The sequence below is a fragment of the Desulfonauticus submarinus genome, assembly GCF_900104045.1.
GTDB lineage: Bacteria > Desulfobacterota > Desulfovibrionia > Desulfovibrionales > Desulfonatronovibrionaceae > Desulfonauticus > Desulfonauticus submarinus.
Window position 1 is genome coordinate 291,549 of the sequence record NZ_FNIN01000002.1, and the last position, 16,425, is coordinate 307,973.

Here is a 16,425-nt window from a genome sequence, read left to right on the forward strand (position 1 = left end):
CGATATTTTAAATAAAGATGTACTTCAAAAGTAAAGTTTAGATATAACTTGCTTTGTCTAAAAGTTTTCATTAGTTTTAAATATAATTTAACGTCAAGCTAAAAGGATGATAGGTTTTATGAAAAAATCTAACACTATCTATTTTTTATTTATTTTCTTTTTAACTTATTCTCTAGGGGTGGTTTTGAGGTTATGGGAACTCCCCCTTTGGAATGCTCCTCATTTACATGTAAGTGGAGAACCTATCATGGCCACCCATGATGCCTATGCCTGGCTTGCTGGAGCAATAGGGACAGGAAACCATTATAATGCTCCCATGTCCACTATTTTATCCCTTTTGCACAATATAACAGGAATAAATGTAGCTACAATTAATTTTTGGCTTCCTGTTATTGTAGCTCCTTTAGTTTGTTTACCTATTATTTTTATTTGTCAATTGTTTGGAATAATAGAAGCAAGCCTAGTAGCTGGAACGATTGCTTCTTTAGGTACAGGATATTTTTTACGCACCAGAATGGGTTATGGAGATACAGACATTTTAACTATTTTCCTTCCACTCGCTTATTGTGCTGGCCTTATTTATTGGCTAAAACCATTTATAAATAATTGGAGAAGAAAAGATTATGAATTTACCCTTATTCTCAAACAACATCTTTTAAAAGGTTCTATCTTCACTGGTTTTATCCTTTTATTTTATAACTGGTTTTATCCTAATGCCTACCCTATAGTAATGTATACTTATATTTTTACTATATTTCTCAGCTTTCTGCTCACCCCTAAAAAAATTTTCATCAACCTTTTACCTGGCTTTATTATTATCCTAATCATTGGATTTGGGGAGTTAATAGGCCTACTTCTAGCATCTATTTTTGTTTACCTTACTTACACAGAAACCAATAACAATAAAAAAACTCTATTCAATCTTGTATTTTTAAGCTGTGCCTTGGGTTTACTATTTTATCATAAACACTGGGGAGCTATCTTAAGCCTTATTGATCCTATATTAAATTATGCTAAAATATTTCCTTTTCTTGAAGTAAAAAAATATTCTATTAAATTACCTCAAGTATTAGCTAGTATAAGAGAAGCTCAAAATGTTTCTCTTACAATGCTTATTCAGAGAGTAGGCCAAAATCCTTACATTTTTTTCCCAGGGCTTATCGGCTTTGTCTTAGCTTGTACCCGTTTTCCCCTCTTACTTATTTTCTTACCCCAATTAGGACTATCTATACTGTCTTTTAAACTAGGCAATCGATTTACCATGTATGGTCCGCCAATTATTGGCTTAGGGCTTAGTTTAGGGTTAACTTTTATATTAGAAAAAATAAAGATAAAACCTCTTATCTTATATCTTTTGCTTACATGCTTTGTTATTTATCCTACAATAAATCTTGTTAAAATTTTAAAACCAACTCCTGTTTTACCTCAAGTATACGCTAAATCATTCCTCGAGATAGATAAAATTGCTAACCCCAAGGCTCAACTTTGGCAGTGGTGGGACTATGGCTATGCTGCCCAATATTATGCTAAAAGAAAAAGTTTTGGAGATGGGGGAAGACATAACGGTCCGTATCTTTACCCTCTGGCTTTAGCCCACACTACTTCATCTCCTCTTCAAGCAGCCCAAATTATCAAATTCACAGCCCAAGACCAGCAGGAACAAATTACAGAAATGCAACAAAATGGGACTAATCCGTCAAACCCAGGAGCAAAAATTTTATACTGGCCAATAGACCCTGTACGCAAACTCAATCTAATGGGAGCCACCAAGGCACAAACTTTTATTGATAGTTTAAAAGAAAAGACGTTAAACTTTTCTGCTAACATTCCAGAACAATACTTTGTGCTCTCATGGGAAAACCTTAATTTAAGTTATTGGATAAGCTATTTTGGCAACTGGAACCTAATTACAGGCCAAGGAGTACATGGAGGATTTAAACGTTTAAAAGGAAAAATCGATTTAAACCTCTCTAAAGGACTTGTTTCTTTTTCTGGTAAAACTCTTCCTATGATCAAACTTTTAATAATAAAAAAAGATGGTACTAGCATAGAAAAATCATGGTTACATTCTAAAGGATTATATATTATATATAATGAATATTTACCTCAAGTAATTGCTATGGATAAAACTATTTATAATTCTATGATGGTACAAATGCTTTTAAACAATCCCAATAAATTTAAACCACATTTTACATTAGTATTAGATAAATTCCCGTGGGTAAGGGTGTACAAAGTTAACTAATATTAATTATATGAGGCATATTATGCAAGAATTCAAACTAAACTTGTCTCCTGAAGAAAAAAAATATCTTAAAGAAATTGCAAAGCTAAGCATTTTAGAAAAATTTAGCAACAAAAAAACAAATTATCCTAAACCATGCACTGACCAATTAGAAAAACACTTTGGAGCCTTTGTTACCTTGAAAAAAAATGGAAACTTACGAGGATGTATCGGGCAAATTATTGGACAAAAGCCCCTCTGGAAAACCATTATTGAAATGGCCAAAGCTGCTGCTTTTGAAGATCCAAGATTTCCACCTCTTCAACCTTCAGAAATAAACGACATCGAGATAGAAATTTCTATTCTAAGTCCTTTTAAAAAAATTAAAAATATCCAAGAAATCAATCCTGGCCAGCATGGCCTTTTTATTCAAAAAGGATACTATTCTGGCTTACTTTTACCCCAAGTAGCAACAGAATGGAATTGGGATAAAAAAACTTTCTTAGAACATACCTGCCTAAAGGCAGGCCTAAATCCTGACTGCTATAAAGACCCAGATACTGATATTTACGTGTTTGAAGCTGTAGTCTTTTAAACTTTTAAATTTAAAAATATTACCTAGTCAAAAGCCTTAAACAGTCTTATCTTAATATAAATCTTAAAAATGTGTAGAGATTTTAAATGATTAGAATTACAGAAATTTTAGATAAAGCAAAACAATATTTGCCTAACAAAGATATTGCCTTAATCCAAAAAGCATATGTATTCTCAGCTGCTGCGCATGCAGGCCAGATTAGATTAAGCGGCGAACCTTATCTTTCTCATCCATTAGAAGTAGCCAATATTTTAACAGATCTTTATTTAGATGGCGCAACAATTGCTGCAGGACTTCTTCATGATACTGTTGAAGATACTCAAACAACCATTGAAGAAATAAGAGAACAATTTGGAAAGCAAGTGGCCAAAATTGTAAATGGCGTCACTAAAATAAGTAAAATTAACTTTACTTCCAAAGAGGAGGCCCAAGCTGAAAACATTAGAAAAATGATTTTGGCCATGGCAGATGACATTAGAGTAGTCTTGGTAAAATTAGCTGATAGACTACACAACATGAGAACTTTAGAGCATCAAAAAGAAATCAAACAAAGATTAATTGCCCAAGAAACTTTAGAAATATATGCTCCATTAGCAAATAGATTAGGATTATATCGTATAAAAGTAGAATTAGAAGACCTAAGCTTGCGCTACAGTAAGCCTGATATTTATTTTCAAATTAAAGAAGGAATAAAAAACCTTCAAATAACAGGCACTCAATACATAGAAAAGGTATCAGACATATTACAAAATTTACTCAACCAAAATAAAATTCAAGGAAAAGTAAGTGGCAGGATTAAGCATATATACAGCATTTATCATAAAATGGAAACCCAAAATTTATCTTTAGAACAAGTCTATGATATTATTGCCTTTAGAATTATAGTTAAAAGTGTTAAAGAATGTTATTCTGTATTAGGTCTTGTACACTCTCTTTGGAAACCTGTTCCTGGTCGCTTTAAAGATTATATCTCTATGCCAAAGGCTAATATGTATCAAAGCTTACATACTACTGTAATTGGACCTGATGAGGAACGCATAGAGATACAAATAAGAACAGAGGAAATGCATAGGATTGCTGAATATGGTGTAGCTGCTCACTGGAAATACAAAGAAGATGGGACCAAATTAAATGAAAAGGATGTGGAAAAGTTCTCTTGGCTTCGTCAGATATTGGATTGGCAAAAAGAATTAAAAGATCCTAGAGAATTTATGGCTTCTCTACGTTTCGATCTTTTTCAAGACGAAGTTTATGTATTTACTCCAGCAGGGGAAATCAAAGAACTTCCAGAAGGAGCTACTCCAGTAGATTTTGCTTATCTTATTCATTCTCAGGTAGGGGATCACTGTGCAGGTGCAAAAGTAAATGGCAAGCTCGTTCCTTTGAATACAAAACTTAAAAATGGCGATGTCGTGGAAATTATAACCGATCCACACAGGCATCCTAGCCGAGATTGGCTAAAATTTGTTAAAACCGCAAAAGCTCGCACAAGGATAAAACACTGGATTAGAAATGAAGAAAGAGAAACCAGCATTGCCTTAGGGAAAGAGGTCTTAGAAAAAGAAGCGCGCAAGTTAGGATTAAACCTACAAACTCTTATTAAAGAAGAGAAATTACTTGAAGTAGCCCAAGAATTTTCTTTTAAAACTGAAGATGACCTATTTTCTGCCGTAGGTTATGCTAAAATAAGGCCTCGTCAAATTCTAAACCGTTTCTTACCTAAAAAAGATACTCTAGTAGAAAAGAAAGATAAAAAAGAAATCACCTCAGAACAAAAAAAACCTGGTGTACGGATAAAAGGAGTAGGAGATGTTTTAATCCGTTTTGCTAGATGCTGTAATCCTGTTCCTGGAGATCCGATTATTGGTTATATCAGCAGGGGCAAAGGCGTAACTATTCATACCTTAGACTGTCCTAATGTTAAAGATATGGAACCTGAACGAAAAATAGATGTTTTTTGGGATATTCCTGAAGCTCCTAGCACTTTTCCTGTAAAAATAAAAATAATTTGTGTTAATAAAAGAGGAATGTTAGCTAAAATTAGCCATACTCTTTTTAAAGAAAATATAGATATTGATTCTGGACAGTTTCGTTCCAATGTAGATGGAAAAACTGAACTTATCTTTACAATCTTGGTAGAAACAAGCTCCCATCTCTATAAAGCTATTGCAGCATTACAAAAGATCCCTGGCGTACAAGAAGTATTAAGAGTAACCATGGGTAAAAATTAGAAAAGAGGGACAAGGTTGTCCCTCTCTATCTACTTGCTATCTTTTAAAAATCTAAGCAGAAACCAACTCTATCTCAAAGACTAAATCTTCTCCAGCCAAAGGATGATTGGCATCAATGGTCAATGCATCTTCTTTTACCTCTACAATAAAAGCAGGAAACTCTTGTCCCTCTGGGCTGCGAAGCAAAATCTGTTGCCCTACTTCACGTGGTATATCTTCAGGTACTGTTTCTAAAGGAATATCTATAATCATATCCTCGCGTTTTGGCCCATAAGCTTGTTCACAAGGAATAGTTATTGTCTTTTTTTCTCCCACTTCCATCTCAGCAACAGCTTCTTCAAAACCAGGTATTACCTGTTTTTGACCAATAGTAAACGTAAGAGGTTCTCTCCCCTCAGAACTATCAAACACTGTGCCGTCTGCCAATTTGCCTGTGTAGTGTACACTTACTTGTGTACCTTCTGCGATCTTACTCATAAAAACTCCTAATTTTTTAGTTAATTTAATCTGAGCGCATTTATTTGCGTCTCTCTCCCTGCCTATTTTTGTTCACTTGAACTCTAGAAACAACCTTTTCAAAATAAATTTGATTATATTCTAAATACACAGGCCGCTTCCGAGCCAAGTTCATTTTCATTACCAGTAAGTTTAATTTTTGTAATTGTCGATATTTTTCTTCTCCTTCTTCTAACCCAGAAATTAACTCTAAAGTGTTTTGAACTTCTCTACCTTGTTCTATCTCAGGCGGCAAATAACCACTATTTTTCAAAATTTTATAGGCAATTTTTAAATCTTCTGGGACATTTGGCTCATCATCTAAATCAAGAGGTTGCCCTTTCCCTTGAATATCATCAAATACCCCCTTTTTCATTGCCTCTTTTATCTTTTCCTCTGCTATTTGAGCTAAAATGTCCATCTCTATTTTTGTTGTACTAACAAACTAAAAACAAAAAATCACCTTCAACTTTTCTCAATTTTACATTAAAATTTAATTAACCCAAGTTTATGACTTCGCTAACTTGTTAATATTACAACTTTTCTACAAAGCACGTTCTGAACCAGTTTATGCACAGCCCAAAAGCGAACTTTAGGCGTGTCCCACTCTTTGTACAGCAGGAAAGAAACCGTGCCTTCTAGAAACTCCAAAAGTTGAGCTCTTTAACCTTTTATCACAATCAAAGGCCGTAATCTAGCTACCTTTGTAGACAAACCTAAATTGTGAGTCACTTCCACTACCCTAGATACATCTTTATATGCAGAAGGAGCCTCTTCAGCAAGTCCCTTATAAGAATGTCCTCTTACTACAATTCCTGCTTTATTTAACTTAGAAATCAAATTTTTTCCTGAATAAGTCTTTTTGGCCTGATTTCTACTCATTACTCTTCCAGCGCCATGACAAGTAGAACCAAAGGAAAGCTTATCACTATTATCGCCCCCTGCTAAAATATAAGAAAACGTTCCCATACTTCCACCAATTAAAACTGGTTGACCTGCCTTTTGATATTTAAAAGGAATAAATTTATTTCTTGGCCCAAAAGATCGTGTAGCTCCTTTACGATGTACATAAAGTTCTTTTAATTTCCCTTTTACTTCATACACTTCTTTTCTACAAGTATTATGCGAGACATCATAAAGTAGCGCTAAAAAAATACCTTTAAAAAATTTATTAAAAGCACTTCTAACTAAATGAGTAATAATTTGTCTATTAGCTAAAGCACAATTAATTGCTGCCTGCATTGCGCTAAAATAACGCCTGCCTAATTCTGATTTGATGGGAGCATAAGCTAAATTTTTATCAGGTAATGATAGCTTTCTTTTTTGAGTATATTTTACCATCTCTTGCATATATTCTGTTGCTACTTGATGGCCTAACCCTCTAGATCCACAATGAATACTTACTACAATTTGATTTAAACTAAGCCCAAAAATCTTTGCCTTTTCTAAATCAAAAATCTCTTCTACTACTTGAACTTCTAAGTAATGATTCCCAGCCCCAAGAGTTCCCATTTCATATTTTTGACGTTCTTTAGCTTTTTTAGAGACAAAATCTGGATTTGCTTCTTTGGCCACTCCATCATCCTCAATAAATTGCAAGTCTATTTCTTCTCCAAAACCTTGCTCTATTGCCCATCTTGCCCCACCTACAAGCATTTTATCCACTTCTTTAAAAGATAACTTGATATCACCTTTAGAGCCTACCCCAGCAGGAACACGTTGAAACAACTCATCAGCCAAATCTTCTTGAATAGGTAATATATCTCTTAAACTTAAAGGCGTTAGAAGCGTTCTCACTCCACAAGCAATATCAAACCCTACACCCCCAGCGGAAATAACTCCTTCCTCAGCATCAAAAGCAGCCACGCCTCCTATAGGAAAACCATACCCCGAATGGGTATCAGGCATAGCACATACAGGCGAAATTACTCCTGGAAGTTCAGCAATATTAAGAAGTTGTTGGAATACGGTTGACTCTAAAGCATCCAACAGTTTTTTATCTAAAAAAAGCCTAATATTTACTTTGTTAGAAGATTTTAACTCAAAAATATTATTTTCTATTTCTTTTATCTGCATAAAAACTACTTATTATAAAAATTTCTTCATAGATAACTGATAGTGTTTATAAAATAAAATTAATTGTTAGAAGATCTTCTTCTTCGCTCCTCCTGGATGAAATTAAAGAAAAAAACTAAAAAAATAGCTAAAAATAAAGAACTGACAGCACTAACTAAAATAATCAATTTAGATTTTGGTTTAAAGGGTTTAATTGGCAACAGCGGAGCATCTATAACAAAAAATTGTCTTTCCAATGCATCTTGAGCTTTTAATTCTGCAATTTGTTTTTCTAAATTAAAATAAGTTAACATTCGTTCTGAAATAAAAGAATCGTTACTATTGATTTTTTTTATTTTACTAGTCCATTCATCTATGATCTTTTTAATATTTTTTGCTTCCTGTTCAAGTACCTCTATTTGTCTTTGACTCTCACTGATATAATCTTTGCTAAAATAATCCTTCATTACTGTAAGAACTCTTTTTAGCATCAATTGTGCATCTCTTGGATCCATAGAGTCAAACTCTACCCTAAGCAATCCTGTTTTTCTATCTTTACTCACTATAAAAGATAATTTATTTTCTGCAACAGCTTGTTCGACTGTAGGAGGAGTGTTTGTTTTCCAGCTTTTCTTTTGGGAATCCCATAATTCAGGATATAGGCTAGGAAGTAAATTATATTTAGATATTAAGCTTATTTTTAGCTTATTCGAACGTAAATACTGTTCTACAGCAGGAGACGCTCTAAGAGTAAACTCTGATTTATACTTTTTGGGCAAAATAAATAAAGAAATTATTGCTGCTAATAAAGTACAAAGCAAGGTAAAAACAATTATAAAGCGCTTATATTTTAATAAAACAGAGAATAAATCAAATAAGTCTATTTCATCTTCACTATCTACCACTCCAGTTGGATAAACTGGCACATAAACAATTTTTTTATCATCATATTCTTGAGAACACCCCATATATCCATCCTCCTATTTTTTAGGTAATGGGGCGCTGCCCATAATGTACTTTAAATCTTCGTCAGTAAAATATAAACCTGCTCCAGCAAAAAAAGACCTGTCATCTGATTTAGCAAAATCATCCATACCCGCGGTAAGATAAAAATTTCTTAATAGATATAAATTAGCACCTGCCTTTAAATGAGCCGGATCTTTATCATCAAAATCAAAAGCTTCAAAAAACAGTTTTACTCTATCATCCCACAAATAGTAATCCAAGCCAAGACCTCCAGTAGACTCAATAATCCCTCCTCGTAAAACTAGATCATGAAAACGCTTAGCAATCTGTAAAGAAAATTTAAGCCCATCTTCTTCAGTCTCAGTTTTATGTTCCTCATAAGTATGCCATGTCCCACCATCTGTACGATATTTACGATATGTAGAAGTCTCTTCAGTTCTACCCTTTGGATCATCTACAATAGACAATAAGTAATATTTATCTGGTGATGGCTGAAGCTTTAAACTAACATATGACTTTATATCTCGACTTCTAGTCAAATATTCTGAATGGACATCAATAGAAGTTTTAAATTTATCTTGTTTACTCAAATATTTATTTAACCCCTCTAAAGTTTTGTCTAAATTTTTTGCTGTAGTATCCTCATTTATAAGTTTACCTAAAGTCCCCTTGCCTTCTTCAATATTTTTAGCCACTGTTTTTAAAGAAGCTAAAGTTTGTTTTAAATCATCTCCCATTTCCTTATCTGTAAGAAGTTTTGCAACCACTCCTTCTCCTGTATTAGCTTTTGCTAGAAGCACATTCATTTTAGCCATAGCTTCTTTTAATTCTCTTGTTGCTACATCAAAATTATCTACTATTTTATCTAACTGTGATTTATTATTACCGCTTAACTCTTTTAAATCCCTAGAAAACTCTCTAAAATTCTTTACAATAGCATTAATATTTTCCATATTTGTTTTAACCATTTTATTTAAACTAACCGCCATTTCTCTTAAATTTACAATTAAAAGTTTTAAATCTCTTTCCCCTTCTGGCCCGCCCAACACATTAGAAACACTTCTTGCCACTCTGCCAATATCATCTGCAATTTGTCCCACTTTTTGCATAAGTTCTCCCAGATCAGCTCCAGAATTAGAACGCGCAATAACTCCTCCCCTATTTAAAGAAGGATAAGTCGGACTTCCACTCCTTAACTCTATAAATTTATCTCCTAAAACACCCCTTGTCTTAATAAATGCCTCTGCATCTGCATAAACTTTGACATCTGGACGAAGGGCTAAAATTACTTTAGCTCTATTATTATCTAAAACAATATCTTTTACTAAACCCACTTCTATTCCTGCAATCTCTACTGGGGCATTTTTTTTAAGCCCTGTAACATTGTCAAAATATACCTCTATGGTATACATATCAGAAGATACAAATTTACCTTTGCTTACTCTTGTAGTCATGTAGGCAAGAGCTATTAAAGAAATTAAAACAAAAATTCCTACCTTTATCTCCAATGAATAATTTTGCATTTTCTAATCTCTCCCAATAAAAATCAAAGCGACAAAATACATATAAAGTACAATAATAAACTAAACTACTCTAATAGGACCTTTTGCCCTTCCATGAATAAATTGCTGTACTACAGGATCATCCCAATGTTTTATTTCATCAGGGGTACCTGTGGCAATAATCTTTCCTTCATAAAGCATAAAAATAAAATCTGCTGTAGCCATAGTAGCAGGGATATCATGACTTATTACTACACAGGTGGCTCCAAATTCTTCTTTTGTCCGAACAATAAGCTCATTTATTGCTGCAGACATAACAGGATCTAATCCAGAGGTAGGTTCATCAAAAAGAACAATCTGCGGATCTAAAGCCAATGCTCTTGCTAAACCTACCCGTTTACGCATTCCTCCAGACAACTCTGAAGGCATTTTATATCCCATTCCTTTGAGCCCTACTTGAGCCAATTTCTCCTCAACTATTTCCATTATTTCTTTATGCTTCTTTTTTGTATGTTCTTTTAAAGGAAAAGCTACATTTTCTGCTACAGTAAGAGAATCAAATAAAGCAGCCTCTTGGAAAAGCATTCCAAATTTTTGTCTTACTGTAGCAAGCTCTCGTTCTGAAAGGGGAACAATATCTTGACCATCTATAATCACCTGCCCCTTATCTGGTTTTAGTAACCCTATAATATGTTTTAATAAAACACTTTTTCCACCACCGCTCTTGCCGATAATAACATTAACATTATCTTTATGTAAATTAAGATTCAGCCCTCTTAATACCTTTTGAGGCCCAAAACTCTTATGTACATCTTTTAAAACTATAATATCCATTTTCTTTGCACTTAAATTTTATATTTTTAAAATCAAAACATCAAAGCAGTTAATACATAATCAAACATTAAAATTAAAACAGAACCCAATACGACTGCTTGTGTAGTAGCTTTACCAACCCCTTCTGCACCACCTCTTGTATAAAATCCTTTATAACATCCCACCAAAGTAAAAATAAGTCCAAAACAAGCAGCCTTAATAAGGCCATTATACAAATCCTCAAAATCTACATATTCATAAATTTTATTTAAAAACAATCCACTATTAATACCCAACAATTTGACACCAACTAAATAGCCTCCAATGACTCCAACAAAATCACTTATCACAGTAAGCAAAGGAAGCATTATTATCCCAGCCACAATCCTAGGAACTACTAAATATTGCACAGGGCTTATAGCCATTACAGTAAGAGCATCTATCTGTTCTGTAACTCTCATGGTGCCTATCTCAGCTGCAATAGCTGAACCTGCTCTTCCTGTTACCATTAAAGCGGTAATAACAGGCCCTAATTCTCTAGTCATAGATAAAGCAACAGTAGCTCCAACTAAGCTTTCTGCTGAAAACATACGGAAAGCATAATATGTCTGTAAGGCCAAAACCATACCAGTAAAAAGGCCTGTTAATAAAACCACAAATAAAGAATTTACTCCAACAAATTCCATTTGTTTAATAAATAATCGAAATCTAAATGGTGGGCGAAACAACCAAATAAAACTCTGCAATAATAGCAAAAGCATTCTGCCCATCTCGCCAAGCATATTAAGTACGCTACGGCCCACCCAAGCAATCATTCTCAGCATAAATCTATTCCTAAAATTATATTTAGCTCTCTTTATTTAACTGTAAAAGTATATACCCCATCCCACTCTTTAGGAGGATTTGCCAACAAATAATTTAAACGGTTTATATACACATCAAGCAAATTATCTTCTGAAAAATTATTTTTTAATTTTTCTATAATTTCCTTAGCCTTGTTAAAATTTCCTTTATAATATAAGTCTAAAAATTTCAAATAGTCTTCCTTATAAGTACTAAAAAACATACTTTTTTCTTTAGTCAAAACTTCATAGATTCTAACTGGTTTAACTTTTCCTTTTACCCGTACCATATCTATTTCCCTTGTATTTATCTTATCTTTTACTAAATTATAAGTGGATTCTGAAATTAAAATATTCGTACCATAGTACTTATTTAATCCCTCTAATCTAGAGGCTAAATTCACATTATCTCCCATTACAGTATAATCAAATCTATCTAATGATCCCATATTCCCCGCTACCATCTCTCCTGTATTTATCCCTATACCTATATTTAAAGATATATCTTTTTCATCTTTCCACCGTTTATTTAATTCTTTTAAACGATTTAGCATCTTCAATGCCGCTTTACATGCAGCCAATGCATGGTCAGGATAATATAAGGGAGTTCCAAAAATTGCCATAATCGCATCGCCAATATATTTATCTAAAAGTCCTTTTTCTGTTAAAACTATAGCTGTCATTTCTGTTAAATATTCATTTAACAAAGATACAAGTTCTTCTGGAGAAAGCTTCTCTGAAAGGGAAGTAAATCCTCTAATATCAGAGAACAGAACACTAAGTTCTCTCTTTTCTCCACCTAAACGTAAACTATCTGGAGATTTAACTACCTGATCCACTACCTTTGGATCTAAATACTTACTAAATGCTTGTCTAAGTTGCCGCTTTTGCTTATCTGCAAACAAAATTCTATAAGTAATAAGTCCAAGATAAGTTATAAGCAAACTAAGCAAAGGATATACTAAATTTAAGACATATAATTTTTTAACTAAAAAATAATAATTTACTGTCCAATAACTAAAAAAAACTCCAGCAACTACTAGCAAACTATAAAAAGGATTTAAAAAAAGAATAGCTACAGTTGCCAATATCCATAAAATCAAAATACTAAATAAATCAAATAAAGAAGCAAAAGAAGGTCGTGTTAAATAATCTCCCTTAAGAAGATTGTCCAAAGCAGTAGCTTGAATCTCAACGCCTGGGTAAGCTACTCCAAAAGGAGTTACTCTAAGATCATACACGCCAGGAGCAGTAACCCCAACTATAACATATTTCTGGTTTAAATTTTTAAAACTGATTTTGTTTTCCAAAACTTTCCAAGCAGGTATATGGGAAATAGACTTTTCTCTTCCTCTAAAATTTAAATATAAAAAACACCTTTCATCTGTAGAAACAAACTTATCTTTTATCTTAACGCCCAATACTCCTGCCTTACCCACATAAATAAAACTTCCTCTTGCATCATCTGCCCTATACATTGCCACAGCTAATGGCTGAAAAAAATTTTTATTATATTTAATTGTTAATGGATAACGCCTAAAAGTACCATCATCATCTGGAATTACATTAAAATAAGCTTCTTTTCCTGCTCCTTTTAAAATCAAAGGGATATTATGACGCACCTTTAAGGCTTTTGGAATAAATAACTTTGCCTTACTATCTTGAAAATAACGAATTCCACTATACTTAAAAGCCTTATCTAAATTTTGAAATTTTTCATCTTTAGTAGAAAAATTAAAATAATATCCCAAAATATGTTTGGATTTACATTTAGCAAATGTAGTGGCTAAATGTAAATCGGGGAGATTAGCCAATATCCTTTGTTTCAAAAAAGCAAACAACTCTTTATCTAATTTTTTACTTTGCTTTAACTTTTTAGTTAAATAAATCAATTCTCCTTGAACTCTATTTTTTTCAGGTTCAAAAAAACTAATATCATAACCAACCACTTTAGGCTGAAAAGAATCTATTTTTTGCACTAACTTAGCCATAATATTTCTTGACCATGGCCATCTTCCAATCTTTTCCAAACTCTTTTCATCAATTGCCACAATTACTACTTTGCCAGATGATTCTATTTTCCCTCTTACTTGCATTTCTAAATCAAAAATCTTTAAATCCAAAAAATGTAAGAAAGAAGGATTTAAAAAATAAAGAAAAAATGAAAACAACAAGAATATAATGCTCAAAATTAAAAAAAACTTATTTTTTCTTAACATATTTCCTCGCAATTAAACCTGTTAGAAAGCTAAAGCTCTCTTAAAATTATTACCCTCCTCTTTCATATTTCACACCTTTTTATCAATTATTCTTCTACTTCTGGTTCGGCTTCAAATTGAGATTCAAACCATATAGAGTCTTTATTTTTTACAGGAAGCTGAATTGCTTGAATCTTCTGTAAAAAATTAAATAATTCAAATAAAAAGTCTTCCCCTCCCTCCCATTCTTTGGCAAAATAATTAACAATTTTTCCATTTCTCAATTCCATTCTGACTACTGCCCTGCCAGGTACATTAATATCTTCTCTCTCCCATAAACCATTTAAAATAGATTTAATTAAAGAAAGCAATGCTTGTAATTCTTTATCTTGTAAAGGTATCTTAGTGGTTTTTTCTATTCCTGGAGGTAATTTAGAAACTCCATCTAATCCTAAACCAAGATTTTGCTCTAACTGTTCTCTTAATATCTGCATCTTTAAACGATAATTATAAAGCTCTAGCTCCATAACTTTTTGTTTAGGGCGCACAATATCAATTATTTTTGCAAGTTCTTTAGAATTTGTAGTAAGTAAAATTAAATGAAAACATATAGATAGCAATATTGCTAATAAAAAATGCCAGTTAATCTTTTCGTCCATTTTTTTGCTCCCACCATGAGGAATCTTTAATCTGAAACCACCAATCTGTATGATCTGTTTTTATAATCTGTGTAGCTAATATCTTTGCTTCTTTGCTCCGAAGACGTTTTACTGCACAATCAATCCACTTTTTTGCATATTGATTTCCCAAATCCAACTCTTCTTTTAAATTTAAAATAAGGTCAAGCTGATCTGCATCGTGAGCAAGTATTGCTTCTACAGACAAAACATTTTCAAGATCATCAAAAAGCTCTAATATTTCTTGGGAGAAGTGAATACCTGACAAAGCATCTGCTAAAGCATCTCTAGATCTTGCCTGGTTATATATCTTATTAACATAATTAAAATCCCCACATCTTGCCTCTGAGAAGTCATGAAATAAGCACATTATTGCGGTTTTATAAGCATCTGCCCCTACGATTTTGGCCAAGGAAAAGCCTATAATTGCGGTCCTAAAAGAATGTTCGGCCACATTTTCTTTACCTGTACCTAAAAACTGATATCCACTACGTGGTGTTTTTTTTAACATGCCAGCTTCAAAGAAAAAATCAACTAACCTTTTCAATTCATCCATCCTATCCTCCATCTTAAATACATCTTAAAATACAAGATGTTGCATTTAACTCCTATAACTTCCATTCAATTTTACATAATCAAAAGTTAAATCAGAAAACAAAATAAAGTATTCTTCTTCTCCTGCTCCCAAATCAATAACCAAATCTAATTCTTTCTTTTGCATATATCCTTGCAACCAAACGTCTATATCTTCTAATTTTGCCACTCCACATCCAAATACTTCTATGTCTCCAAAAAATAATCTAATCTTTTGAGGATCAAACGAGGCATTACTTCTACCCAAAGCAGCCACAATCCTACCCCAATTAGGGTCTTCACCAAAAAAAGCTGTTTTAACAAGAGGTGAAGTAGCAATAGTTGTGGCAATATTTCTGGCATCTTGTCTAGTCTTAGCCTTTTTTATAGTAAGCTTTATGATTTTACTTGCCCCTTCTCCATCTTGAACAATTAAACGAGCCAATTCAAAACAAATTTCTTTTACGGCCTTTTTCAATCTATATAAATCATCTTCACAAAAACTTCCCTTTACTTTTCCACTAGACAAAGCCAAAACAGTGTCATTGGTTGAAGTATCTCCATCAACACAAATTCTATTAAAACTCGTTTCTACTGCTTCTACCAAACACGACTGCCACCAACTTCTATCCACCTCAGCATCACACAAAATAAAACCAAGCATAGTTGCCATATTAGGAGCAATCATGCCTGCTCCTTTTGCCAAACCAAGCAGATGCACCTCTTTATTATCTAATGTTAAACATTTTGAAACCAGTTTTGGATATTTGTCTGTGGTCATAATCGCCCTAGCTACTTTCCCAACATCTACTTTTCCTAAATTTTCTCTTAACTCTAAAATGGCCTTTTCCCATTTTTTTAAATCAAAAAACTCTCCAATTACTCCTGTAGAGGCAGGCAAAATAAATTCTGGGGATATTTCTAAAGTTTTACTCAATAAACGCAAAGTTTCTTCACAGTCCTGAATCCCCTTTTCCCCTGTGCAAGCATTTGCTTGCCCTGCATTTATTAAAATAGCATTTATTAGATTGCACTGAGAAATATGTTTTTTAGCTACTAGCACCGGGGCAGCTTGAAAAACATTTTGCGTAAACACTCCAGCAGGTACCGCCCCCTCAGGAGCATAAATTAAAGCCAAATCATCTCTATCTTGATATTTGAAACTACCTTGAGCAGTAGAAAATAAAAAACCTTTAGGCACCTTCATATCTCTCTCCTTTTAAAAATAAATTTGACTTTATGTCAGACTAAAAA

General features: G+C 33.1%; 14 protein-coding genes. 3 read left to right on the forward strand and 11 right to left on the reverse strand.

The window, feature by feature from the left end:
* Nucleotides 1-118 precede the first annotated feature (118 nt).
* From BLP60_RS03935 to BLP60_RS03945, 3 genes are all read left to right on the forward strand, one after another.
* Nucleotides 119-2,245 carry a hypothetical protein gene (locus tag BLP60_RS03935; RefSeq protein WP_092063731.1) on the forward strand — a complete coding sequence of 709 codons (2,127 nt, stop codon included), beginning with the start codon at nucleotides 119-121 and terminating at the stop codon, nucleotides 2,243-2,245.
* A gap of 22 nt (nucleotides 2,246-2,267) precedes the next feature.
* The gene (gene amrA, locus BLP60_RS03940) at nucleotides 2,268-2,819 is read left to right on the forward strand and encodes an AmmeMemoRadiSam system protein A (RefSeq protein ID WP_092063734.1); all 552 of its coding nucleotides are present in this window, start codon (nucleotides 2,268-2,270) and stop codon (nucleotides 2,817-2,819) included.
* A gap of 86 nt (nucleotides 2,820-2,905) precedes the next feature.
* Complete coding sequence (locus BLP60_RS03945) at nucleotides 2,906-5,050, forward strand: RelA/SpoT family protein (RefSeq protein ID WP_092063737.1); 2,145 nt, start codon at nucleotides 2,906-2,908, stop codon at nucleotides 5,048-5,050.
* A gap of 51 nt (nucleotides 5,051-5,101) precedes the next feature.
* Here BLP60_RS03945 and BLP60_RS03950 read toward each other — a convergent pair whose 3' ends face one another.
* The 11 genes from BLP60_RS03950 to argJ all read right to left on the reverse strand — a co-directional run bounded on the left by BLP60_RS03950 (nucleotide 5,102) and on the right by argJ (nucleotide 16,378).
* Complete coding sequence (locus BLP60_RS03950; protein ID WP_092063740.1) at nucleotides 5,102-5,527, reverse strand: FKBP-type peptidyl-prolyl cis-trans isomerase; 426 nt, start codon at nucleotides 5,525-5,527, stop codon at nucleotides 5,102-5,104.
* A 40-nt stretch (nucleotides 5,528-5,567) separates the two neighbouring features.
* Entirely contained in the window at nucleotides 5,568-5,966 is a 399-nt protein-coding gene (locus BLP60_RS03955) for a DnaJ family domain-containing protein (protein ID WP_092063742.1), read from the reverse strand.
* Between the two features lie 242 nt (nucleotides 5,967-6,208).
* A complete protein-coding gene (locus BLP60_RS03960; RefSeq protein WP_092063745.1) occupies nucleotides 6,209-7,621 on the reverse strand; it encodes an RtcB family protein in 1,413 nt (470 codons plus the stop codon).
* Between the two features lie 59 nt (nucleotides 7,622-7,680).
* The gene (locus BLP60_RS03965) at nucleotides 7,681-8,568 is read right to left on the reverse strand and encodes a Wzz/FepE/Etk N-terminal domain-containing protein (protein ID WP_092063748.1); all 888 of its coding nucleotides are present in this window, start codon (nucleotides 8,566-8,568) and stop codon (nucleotides 7,681-7,683) included.
* Between the two features lie 12 nt (nucleotides 8,569-8,580).
* Nucleotides 8,581-10,089: an MlaD family protein gene (locus BLP60_RS03970; RefSeq protein ID WP_092063751.1), complete on the reverse strand. Its 1,509-nt coding sequence runs from the start codon at nucleotides 10,087-10,089 to the stop codon at nucleotides 8,581-8,583.
* A gap of 60 nt (nucleotides 10,090-10,149) precedes the next feature.
* Nucleotides 10,150-10,902 (reverse strand): ABC transporter ATP-binding protein, encoded by a 753-nt coding sequence (locus tag BLP60_RS03975; RefSeq protein WP_092063754.1) that lies wholly within the window; start codon nucleotides 10,900-10,902, stop codon nucleotides 10,150-10,152.
* Nucleotides 10,903-10,934: 32 nt separating this feature from the next.
* On the reverse strand, nucleotides 10,935-11,705 hold the full coding sequence (locus BLP60_RS03980) for an MlaE family ABC transporter permease (RefSeq protein ID WP_092063757.1): 771 nt from the start codon (nucleotides 11,703-11,705) through the stop codon (nucleotides 10,935-10,937).
* A gap of 32 nt (nucleotides 11,706-11,737) precedes the next feature.
* A complete protein-coding gene (locus tag BLP60_RS03985) occupies nucleotides 11,738-13,942 on the reverse strand; it encodes a CHASE2 domain-containing protein (protein WP_092063760.1) in 2,205 nt (734 codons plus the stop codon).
* An 86-nt stretch (nucleotides 13,943-14,028) separates the two neighbouring features.
* On the reverse strand, nucleotides 14,029-14,580 hold the full coding sequence (locus tag BLP60_RS03990) for a hypothetical protein (RefSeq protein ID WP_092063763.1): 552 nt from the start codon (nucleotides 14,578-14,580) through the stop codon (nucleotides 14,029-14,031).
* Nucleotides 14,564-15,154: an HD domain-containing protein gene (locus BLP60_RS03995; protein ID WP_234970946.1), complete on the reverse strand. Its 591-nt coding sequence runs from the start codon at nucleotides 15,152-15,154 to the stop codon at nucleotides 14,564-14,566. The genes BLP60_RS03990 and BLP60_RS03995 overlap by 17 nt, the downstream gene beginning before the upstream one ends.
* 45 nt (nucleotides 15,155-15,199) lie before the next feature.
* Nucleotides 15,200-16,378, reverse strand: a complete 1,179-nt coding sequence (gene argJ, locus BLP60_RS04000) for a bifunctional glutamate N-acetyltransferase/amino-acid acetyltransferase ArgJ (RefSeq protein ID WP_092063769.1) — start codon at nucleotides 16,376-16,378, stop codon at nucleotides 15,200-15,202.
* Between the last annotated feature and the right edge of the window lie 47 nt (nucleotides 16,379-16,425).